This window comes from Micromonospora sp. NPDC004336 (genome assembly GCF_053602615.1).
The window spans coordinates 1-9,483 of the sequence record NZ_JBSGDY010000203.1 but is presented as its reverse complement, the minus strand read 5'-3'; the positions used below and the strand labels follow the sequence as shown (position 1 = coordinate 9,483).

General features: G+C 72.4%; 8 protein-coding genes, 1 tRNA gene and 1 pseudogene. All 10 read left to right on the top strand.

What is annotated here, in order from left to right:
• Positions 1-92 precede the first annotated feature (92 nt).
• Positions 93-722: pseudogene (locus ACWENR_RS27225) on the top strand (tyrosine-type recombinase/integrase); the annotation flags it as partial.
• 226 nt (positions 723-948) lie between these two features.
• The gene (locus ACWENR_RS27220) at positions 949-1,872 is read left to right on the top strand and encodes a ParA family protein (protein WP_036375269.1); all 924 of its coding nucleotides are present in this window, start codon (positions 949-951) and stop codon (positions 1,870-1,872) included.
• 53 nt (positions 1,873-1,925) lie between these two features.
• Positions 1,926-3,161: a segregation/condensation protein A gene (locus tag ACWENR_RS27215; protein WP_452279799.1), complete on the top strand. Its 1,236-nt coding sequence runs from the start codon at positions 1,926-1,928 to the stop codon at positions 3,159-3,161.
• The gene (gene scpB, locus ACWENR_RS27210; protein ID WP_452279798.1) at positions 3,158-4,357 is read left to right on the top strand and encodes an SMC-Scp complex subunit ScpB; all 1,200 of its coding nucleotides are present in this window, start codon (positions 3,158-3,160) and stop codon (positions 4,355-4,357) included. Before ACWENR_RS27215 ends, scpB begins: the two co-directional genes overlap by 4 nt.
• Positions 4,344-5,114, top strand: a complete 771-nt coding sequence (locus ACWENR_RS27205) for a pseudouridine synthase (RefSeq protein ID WP_452279797.1) — start codon at positions 4,344-4,346, stop codon at positions 5,112-5,114. The genes scpB and ACWENR_RS27205 overlap by 14 nt, the downstream gene beginning before the upstream one ends.
• Positions 5,115-5,269: 155 nt before the next feature.
• Positions 5,270-5,950, top strand: coding sequence for a (d)CMP kinase (cmk, locus tag ACWENR_RS27200; protein WP_452279796.1), 681 nt, complete (start codon positions 5,270-5,272; stop codon positions 5,948-5,950).
• On the top strand, positions 5,947-7,350 hold the full coding sequence (gene der, locus ACWENR_RS27195; protein WP_452279795.1) for a ribosome biogenesis GTPase Der: 1,404 nt from the start codon (positions 5,947-5,949) through the stop codon (positions 7,348-7,350). Before cmk ends, der begins: the two co-directional genes overlap by 4 nt.
• Before the next feature lie 199 nt (positions 7,351-7,549).
• Positions 7,550-7,623 (top strand) — tRNA-Pro (locus tag ACWENR_RS27190).
• A 119-nt stretch (positions 7,624-7,742) separates the two neighbouring features.
• Complete coding sequence (locus tag ACWENR_RS27185) at positions 7,743-8,891, top strand: tyrosine-type recombinase/integrase (protein WP_452279794.1); 1,149 nt, start codon at positions 7,743-7,745, stop codon at positions 8,889-8,891.
• 239 nt (positions 8,892-9,130) lie between these two features.
• Positions 9,131-9,376, top strand: coding sequence for a DNA-binding protein (locus ACWENR_RS27180; RefSeq protein ID WP_452279793.1), 246 nt, complete (start codon positions 9,131-9,133; stop codon positions 9,374-9,376).
• Positions 9,377-9,483: the final 107 nt, after the last annotated feature.

Genomic DNA, 9,483 nt, shown 5'->3' with positions numbered 1-9,483 from the left:
AGAAGGTCCGGTTGCTCGGCCGGTAGTTCAGCGTGGATGCCCAGATGCCGTCCACGTACCCGTGGCTGCCGCCGGCCATGTCGTACTTCGTGCCGCCCACCCCGCCGCGCCGGCTGCCCCGCGCGCTGCCGGTCGACGACGTGGTCCGGCTGCTGGAGACCGCCGGCGCCGCGACCGCCACCGGTGCGGACGCGCCGCTTGCGCTGCGTGACCGGGCGCTGCTGGAGTTCCTGTACGGCACCGGGGCGCGGATCTCCGAGGCGGTCGGCGCGGCCGTCGACGACCTCGACGTCGACGAGGGCACCGTGCTGCTGCGCGGCAAGGGCGGCCGGACCCGGCTGGTGCCGATCGGCGGGTACGCGGTCGAGGCGCTGCGCGCCTGGCTGGTGCGGGCCCGGCCCGGGCTGGCCGCGACCGGCCGGGGCACCCCGGCGGTGTTCCTCAACGCCCGTGGCGGCGCGCTGTCGCGGCAGGGGGCCTGGACCATCCTGCGCCGCGCCGCCCAGCGGGCCGGCCTGCCCGTCGACGGGCCGCAGGCGGTCTCCCCGCACACCCTGCGCCACTCCTACGCCACGCACCTGCTCGACGGCGGCGCGGACGTGCGGGTGGTGCAGGAGTTGCTCGGCCACGCCTCGGTGACCACCACCCAGGTCTACACGCTGGTCACCGTCGAGCGGCTGCGCGAGGTGTACGCCACGGCCCATCCCCGGGCGCGCGGCTGACGGAGTCCAGCCGTCCGGCCCGTCCGCGCTGGCCGGTCCGGTGGGGGTGGCCTGGTCGGCGGGGCGGCGACACGCCGAGCGGGTGCGACCGGCCCGCGGAGCGGTGGCGTACAGTCGGCATCGGCGCGGACCTCCTGGGGCAGGCGGACCGGGGTGCGCAGCGGCGCCGCGAAGGACGTCGGACGGCTCCGACGCCGGGTGGTCGTCGGGAGGGGGCAACGAGGACATGGCTGGCAACGGTGACCGTGCCGAGACCTGGACGTCGGAGCTCCGCGAGCAGCAGGCCACGCTCGGAGCGGATCTGGGTCCGGCGGATCCGGCGGCCTACACGATGCGTAAGCCGATCCCCGAGCCGATGCCGACCGATCGGCACGGACCGGCCCGGATCATCGCGATGGCCAACCAGAAAGGTGGCGTGGGCAAGACCACCACGACCATCAACCTGGGTGCAGCGCTGGCCGAATACGGCCGCAAGGTGCTGCTCGTCGACTTCGACCCGCAGGGCGCGCTCTCGGTCGGGCTGGGCGTCAACCCGCACAACCTGGACCTGTCGGTCTACAACCTGCTCATGCAGGACGACGTGACCGCCGAGGACGTCCTGATCAAGACCGACGTGGCGGGGCTGCACCTGCTGCCGGCCAACATCGACCTCTCGGCGGCCGAGATCCAGCTGGTCAACGAGGTCGCCCGCGAGATGGCCCTCGCCCGGGTGCTGCGGTCCATCCGCAAGGAGTACGACTACATCCTGATCGACTGCCAGCCCTCGCTGGGCCTGCTGGCGATCAACGCGCTGACCGTCGCGCACGGCGTGCTCATCCCGTTGGAGTGCGAGTTCTTCAGCCTGCGCGGTGTCGCGCTGCTGCTGGACACCATCGACAAGGTGCGCGAGCGGCTCAACTTCGACCTGGAGCTCGAGGGCATCCTCGCCACCATGTACGACAGCCGCACCACCCACTGCCGGCAGGTGCTCCAGCGGGTGGTGGAGGCGTTCGGCGACAAGGTCTACCAGACGGTCATCACCAAGACCGTCAAGTTCCCCGAGTCGACCGTCGCCGGCGCGCCGATCACCACGCTCGACCCGGCCTCGTCCGGCGCCCGCAACTACCGCCAGTTGGCCCGCGAGGTGATCGCCGCCCAGGCGGAGCGGTAGGCCGGGATGCACCTTCGCGCCGAGCCGGCCGGGGCGTGGACTACGGTCTTCCGGTGACCGCGCCACCCCTCGATCCGCCCGCGACGCCGGAGCAGCCGCCCGTGCGGTCCACCGGGTCCGCCGCCGAGGCGCCGACCGACCCGGCGGGCGCACCCGTTCCGGCGAGCGCGTCGAAGGTCGTGGCCGGTCCGGTGGGTGGGTCCGAGGCCGTGGCTGGTCCGGCGGGCGCGTTCGAGGTCGCGGCCGGATCCGCAGACGGGACCGGGGCGGCGGCCGGTCCGGCCGGTGCCTCCGACGTGGCGGCCGAGCCGGCGGGTGGGTCCGAGGCGGCGGAGGCCGGCGGCGGTTTCACCGTGCGGCTGGCGAACTTCACCGGGCCGTTCGACCTGCTGCTCCAGCTCATCAGCAAGCACAAGCTCGACGTCACCGAGGTCGCCCTGCACCGGGTCACCGACGAGTTCATCGCCTACATCCGGGCGATGGGCGACCAGTGGGACCTCGACGAGACCAGCGAGTTCCTGCTCATCGCCGCCACCCTGCTCGACCTGAAGGCGGCCCGGCTGCTGCCCGCCGCCGAGGTCGAGGACGAGGAGGACCTCGCCCTGCTGGAGGCGCGGGACCTGCTCTTCGCCCGGCTGCTGCAGTACAAGGCGTACAAGGAGGCGGCGGCGCACATCGCCGCGCTGGAGGAGGTCGGCGGCCGGCGCTATCCCCGCGCCGTCACCCTGGAGCCCCGGTACGCCGAGGCGCTGCCCGACCTGGTGCTCGGCATCGGCCCGGAGCGGCTGCTCAGGCTCGCCGTCAAGGCGATGACCCCGAAGCCGACGCCCGAGGTCTCCATCGCCCACGTGCACATGGTGCGGGTCAGCGTCCGGGAGCACGCGGCGATCCTCACCGAGCGGCTGCGCCGGGCCGGCACCGCCACCTTCTCGCTGCTCTGCGCCGACTGCGACGTCACCCTGGAGGTGGTGGCCCGGTTCCTGGCCCTGCTGGAGCTCTACCGGGAGGGGCTGGTCGCCTTCGTCCAGGAACAGGCGTTGGAGGAGTTGACCGTACGCTGGACCGGCCCCGCCGACGGCGGCCCGGACCTGCACATCGACGAGTACGCCGGCACCCCCGCCGAGCCGGGGGCGAGCCCCGCCTCTACCGGGGCGCCCGCCGATGCTCCGGCCGGCGGTGCTCCGGCCGGCGCTGCTTCGGCTGGCGGTGCTCTGGCCGGCGGTGCCCCGGCCGATCTGCCGGGGGCGGCGGGGCGACCGGACGGGGACGAGGAAGGAACAGCGGGATGAGCAGCGACGAGCGTCGGGACTCCCTGGCCGACCAGGCGGCCGCCTGGGTGCCCCCCTGGCAACGTCCCACGCCCCCCGCCACCACCCCGGACACCGGACCCGACACCGCCGCCGAGGCAGCCCCCGGCACAGCCGACGCCGCCGACGCCGGCACCGCTGTCTTAGACGCCGACGCCGACGCCAGCACCGCTGCCGCCGTCACCGACGCACACACCGGCACCGGCACCGCTACCTCCGCCGCCGACACGGGCACCGCCGCTGGCACCGGCACCGCCGACACTGACGATGGTGGCGTTGGAGATCTTGGTGAGTTATGGCCCCTGGAGGGGCCCGAAGTTTCCAAGATCTCCGAGGCATCAGGGGTGGCCGGGCCGGGGGTGGCCGGGGACGGGGTGGCCGAGTCCGTGACTGCCGGAGACACGGTGGCCGAGGGCGCGGCGACCGAGTCTGCGGTGGCCGAGTCCGCGGCGACTGAGTCCGCTCCGGCCGGGGGCGCGGCGACCGAGTCCGCGGCGACCGAGTCCGCGGTGGCCGGGGGCGTGGTGGCCGAGCCCGTGGTGGCGGGGGAGGGCGTGGGTGGCGGCGTACCGGAGAAGGCGCCGAGGACGCGGCGGCGGACGACGCCGGTCCCCGAGCCCACGCCGGAGCTGGACGACGCGGAGCTGCGCGGCGCGCTGGAGGCGATCCTGCTCGTGGTGGACGAGCCGGTCAGCGAGCTGACCCTCGCGCAGGTGCTGGAGCAGCCCGCCGAGCGGATCGGCCCGATGCTCGACGAGATCGCCGCGGGCTACACCGCCGCCGGGCACGGTTTCGAGCTGCGCCGGGCGGCGGGTGGCTGGCGTCTCTACACCCGGCCGGAATACGCGACCTACGTGGAACGGTTCGTGCTTGACGGGCAGTCCGTACGGCTGACCCAGGCCGCGCTGGAGACACTGGCCGTGATCGCCTACAAGCAGCCCGTGACCCGGTCGCGGATCTCCGCCATCCGGGGTGTCAACTGCGACGGGGTGATCCGTACCCTGGTCTCTCGCGGGCTGGTGGAGGAGTGCGGCACCGAACCGGACAGCGGGGCGTACCTCTACCGGACCACCACGATGTTCCTGGAGAAGCTCGGGCTGAACAGCGTCGACGACCTCCCGCCGCTGGCCCCGTTCCTTCCCGACGACGTAGAAGAGCTTGCCGATGCCACGCGATGACCGCACCCCCAGCCCCGACGCGCCCGTCTTCGAGGGGGCCGAGCGCCTCCAGAAGGTGCTGGCCGCCGCCGGCGTCGGTTCCCGGCGCGCCTGCGAGGACCTGATCTTCCGCCGCCGGGTCACCGTGAACGGGCGGGTCGCCCAGCTCGGCGACAAGGTCGACCCGGCCACCGCCGTCATCCACGTCGACGGCGAGCGCCTCGTCGCCGACACCCGCCTGGTCTACCTGGCCATGAACAAGCCCCGTGGGGTCGTCTCCACGATGGCCGACGAGAAGGGGCGCACCGCGCTCGCCGACTTCCTCGGCAACCGGGTGGAGCAGCGGGTCTACCACGTGGGGCGGCTCGACGCCGACAGTGAGGGCCTGCTGCTGCTCACCAACGACGGCACCCTCGCGCACAAGCTCATGCACCCGTCCTACGGGGTGCAGAAGACGTACCTCTGCGAGGTCTCCGGGCCGATCCCGCGTAACCTCGGCAAGCGGCTGACGGCCGGCGTGGAGCTGGAGGACGGCCCGGCGAAGGTCGACTCCTTCCGGGTGGTGGACACGCTGGGACGAAGCGCCCAGGTCGAGCTGAGCCTGCACGAGGGGCGCAAGCACATCGTCCGCCGGCTGCTCGGCGAGGTGGGCCACCCGGTGAGCCGGCTGGTGCGTACCGCCATCGGGCCGATCCGGCTGGGCGACCTGCGCGCCGGGCGGACGCGGCGGCTGACCAACGCGGAGGTCGCCGCCCTGTTCAAGGCCGTGGGTGACTGACCGCCCGGTTCGGGGGTACGGCTGCCGGTAGGCTCCGTGACGGCCCGGCGGCCGGCCGCGACCTCGCGCGACGCCGGGCATCATTGAGAACGTTTGGACAACCGCTCGCGGGACGCGATGGGCGTTTCGTGAGGTACGGGCTGAGGAGGACAACGGTGGAGGAAAACGTACGGGCCGGGCGCTGCGTGGTCGCTGTGGACGGGCCGTCCGGTTCGGGTAAGTCCACCGTCTCCCGGCGGCTCGCCGTCGGCCTCGGTGCCCGCTACCTCGACACCGGCGCCATGTACCGGGCCATCACCTGGGCGGTGCTGCGCTCCGGCGTCGACCTGACCGACGCCGAGTCGGTGGCCAAGGTCGCCGGCGAGGTGGACCTGCGCATCGGCACCGACCCGAAGGGGTACGGCGTGACCGCCGACGGCGTGAACGTCGACGCCGAGATCCGCGGCCCGGAGGTGACCGGGGCGGTGTCCGCCGTGGCCGCCGTGCCGGCGGTGCGCGCGCTGCTGGTCACCCGGCAGCGGGAGATGATCGCAAGCGCCGGCCGGATCGTGGTCGAGGGCCGCGACATCGGTTCCGTGGTGGCGCCGGACGCCGACCTGAAGGTCTACCTCACCGCCTCCGAGGCGGCCCGCGCCGCCCGGCGCAGCGCCGAGGACGCCACCGACGTGGCGGCCACCGCGGCCGACCTGGCCCGGCGGGACCGGCTCGACTCGACCCGCAAGGCCGACCCGCTGACCCAGGCCGCCGACGCCGTGGTGCTGGACACGACCGAGCTGGGCATCGACGAGGTCGTCGAGCGGCTGCGCGCCCTGCTGACCGAGCGGGGCGTGGCATGACCGAGGCCGAGGGCTGGGTGGAGCTGCGGGAACCGGACGTCGACACCGAGGAACCGACCGGCCCGCAGCCGGTCGTGGCCGTGGTCGGCCGCCCCAACGTGGGCAAGTCGACCCTGGTCAACCGCCTCATCGGCCGCCGGCAGGCGGTCGTCGAGGACATCCCCGGCGTCACCCGGGACCGCGTCCCCTACGACGCGCAGTGGGCCGGCCGCCAGTTCACCGTGGTGGACACCGGCGGCTGGGAGCCCGACGCCAAGGACCGGGCCGCGGCGATCGCGGCGCAGGCCGAGACGGCGGTCGCCACCGCCGACGTGGTGCTGTTCGTGGTCGACGCGATGGTCGGCTCGACCGATGTGGACGAGGCGGCGGTGCGGATGCTGCGCCGCAGCGCCAAGCCCGTGATCCTGGTCGCGAACAAGACCGACAACACCTCCATCGAGATGGAGGCGACCTCGCTGTGGTCGCTCGGCCTCGGCGAGCCGTACCCGGTGTCGGCGCTGCACGGCCGGGGCTCGGGCGAGCTGCTCGACGCCATCATGGACGCGCTGCCGGAGGCGCCGAAGATCGTCGAGAACCGCCCGCGCGGGCCGCGTCGGGTGGCGCTCGTCGGTCGGCCCAACGTCGGCAAGTCCAGCCTGCTCAACCGCTTCTCGGGGGAGGAGCGGGCGGTCGTCGACTCGGTGGCGGGCACCACCGTGGACCCGGTCGACAGCCTGGTCGAGATCGGCGGGGAGACCTGGCAGCTCGTCGACACGGCGGGCCTGCGCAAGCGGGTCGGCAAGGCCAGCGGCACCGAGTACTACGCCAGCCTGCGCACCGCCTCGGCGATCGAGGCCGCCGAGGTGGCCGTGGTCCTGCTGGACTCCAGCGAGGTCATCAGCGAGCAGGACCAGCGGATCCTGTCCATGGTCACCGAGGCCGGCCGGGCCCTGGTGATCGCCTTCAACAAGTGGGACCTGGTCGACGCCGACCGCCGGTACTACCTGGACAAGGAGATCGAGCGCGAGCTGCGCCGCATCCCGTGGGCGATCCGGCTCAACCTGTCGGCGCGCACCGGCCGGGCGGTCGACAAGCTCGCGCCGGCGCTGCGCAAGGCCCTGGCGAGCTGGGAGACCCGGGTGCCGACGGCGCAGCTCAACTCGTGGCTGACCGCGCTCGTGCAGGCCACCCCGCACCCGGTGCGCGGCGGCCGGGCGCCGAAGATCCTCTTCGCCACCCAGGCGGGCGTGGCCCCGCCGCGCTTCGTGCTCTTCACCACCGGTCCGCTGGACGCGGGCTACCAGCGCTTCGTCGAGCGCAAGCTGCGTGAGGAGTTCGGCTTCGAGGGCAGCCCGATCGAGATTTCGGTACGCCCCCGCAAGAAGCTCGGCCCCGGCGGCCGAGGCAAGGCCCACGGCTGACCCCGGCCCGACGATGCCGGGTGGGAGCACACCTCCCACCCGGCATTTTTCGTCCGCTCATCCCACCTATCCTCCTAGGACGCTGTACGGGTGGTGAGGGGGTCGGCGCGCCGGCGGTACGGGAGGGGCCGATGCGGGGAACGGGATGATCCTGCGCTAAGCTGTACCGGCTGCCGCGGGGAGAACCCGGCGGGGGCATCGGGACGTGGCGCAGCTTGGTAGCGCACTTGACTGGGGGTCAAGGGGTCGTCGGTTCGAATCCGGCCGTCCCGACTGGTATTCACCAGCGGATATACAAGATCATATGTGATCTTGCGGTAACGCTGGCGGTAACGGAGATCGCTTAACGTGGGCTGCATCCCCCGATCCCGTTACTGCGGAGGTGCAGCCCCGTGGCTGTCTACAGCTACCGCCTCGCCAACGGCCAGGCCCGCTGGTTCTTCATCATCGACCTCCCGCCCGACACCAACGGGCGCCGCCGCCAGCACAAGCGGCAGGGGTTCCCCAACCAGTCCGCTGCCCTGAAGGCGGAGGAACAGGCACGCGCCGCGTACGGCGGAGCGGACCTCGGCGCGGACGGCAGCGTCGCCGCGGAGCTGGAGAGCTGGCTCAACGAGCGCGAGCTGGACGTCCAGGAGACGACCCTCAGCAACTACCGGGACGTCATCCGCTGCTACGTGGTTCCGCACATCGGCGGTCGGCAGCTCTACGCTCTCGACAAGCGTGTCCTTCATGACCTCTACAAGAAGCTGCTGAAGTGCGGCGGCAAGAATGGTGGGCCGCTGTCGCCGACCACCGTCCGCATCGTGCACCGGATCCTGATGAAGGCGCTGGGCGACCTCGGGGTCAACGTCGAGGGCGTGCGGCAGCCCCGGCAGGTCGAGCGGGAGACGATGGGGCGCAAGGGCGTGTGGACGCCGGCGCAGTCGGCGAAGTTCCTCAAGTACCACGCCGACCACCGACTGCGTGCCGCATGGGTGCTGGCGATCGTCGTCGGTGCCAGGCGAGGGGAGCTGGCCGGCCTGAAGTGGCCGCGCGTCGATCTCGACCGAGGAGTGCTGCTGCTGCACTGGCAACGCACCACGACCAGCAACGGGGTGGTGGAGAAGGCGCCCAAGGGCAAGAGCAAGCGGGCGGTAGCGCTCGGGCCGGCTCTTGTTGCGGAGCTGCGTGCCCACCGGGAGCGCCAGGCGGTGGAGAAGGCCGACGCTGGCGTCCTGTACCACGACGGTGGCTACCTGTTCTGCCGCGAGGACGGGGAGCCGTACTACCCGAAGTACTTCACCGACCAGTGGGCGAAGGCGTGCGCGGATGCTGGGGTGCCCGTGATCGCGTTGCACGACGCGCGGCACACCTCCGCTACCACTGGTGCTGACGCCGGTGTTCCCGAGCACGTGATGCAGCGGCGGCTTGGTCACGCTGACAGCCGGACGACGCGTGAGGTCTACACCCACGTGCTGCCGGAGAGCGAGCGCAAGGCCGCGGAGCTCATGGAGGCAGTACTCGGCGACGCAGCGACCTGGTCGCCGCGGAATAGCTAGACCGAAGACGCTGGGTCACGCCCGACTGCAGTACTTCTGGCTGCGGAGGTTTCCGGTGAGGGAGCCCGATGTCCAGACCGTCAGCTCGGGCATCGGCACGGTAGCCAGCGGCTGTGGCCGTTGCCGTTACCCGTGGAGGTTGCTCTCACTCGGCAACGCGCCGAGTAACCGGGTGATCGCATCGTGAGGACTGACGCCGGTATCGGCGTGCTCACGACCTCAGGGGAGGGCGGCGGACGATGTCAACGACCACAACTGGCGGACGCAAGCCGAGCCAGGCGCTGGACCAGGTCTGGACGATCGAGGCGGTGCGGGAGCTCGGCGTCACCACCGACGTGGAGACCGCTGGAGCGATCCTGGGAATCGGGCGCACCAAGGCCTACGAGCTGGCCAAAACCAACGAATTCCCGGTACGCCTTCTGCGCGTCGGCCGGCGGTACCTCGTGCCCGTACCGGCGATCCTCAAGCTGCTTGCCATCGAGTAGCCGCCCTGCCGCTAAGGGACGTCTCGTAACTCAGTGAAGGCGTTGTCCGGCATCGGCCGGCGGTCAGCCAGCGAGGATGATGTTGTGGAGGTTGGCGATGCCGGAAG

Bases quoted from the DNA above. Each gene is read 5' to 3' on its own strand.
- der (WP_452279795.1), top strand. From the start codon at position 5,947: ATGACCGAGGCCGAGGGCTGGGTGGAGCTGCGGGAACCGGACGTCGAC.
- ACWENR_RS27205 (WP_452279797.1), top strand. From the start codon at position 4,344: ATGCCACGCGATGACCGCACCCCCAGCCCCGACGCGCCCGTCTTCGAG.
- ACWENR_RS27180 (WP_452279793.1), top strand. From the start codon at position 9,131: ATGTCAACGACCACAACTGGCGGACGCAAGCCGAGCCAGGCGCTGGAC.
- scpB (WP_452279798.1), top strand. From the start codon at position 3,158: ATGAGCAGCGACGAGCGTCGGGACTCCCTGGCCGACCAGGCGGCCGCC.
- ACWENR_RS27220 (WP_036375269.1), top strand. From the start codon at position 949: ATGGCTGGCAACGGTGACCGTGCCGAGACCTGGACGTCGGAGCTCCGC.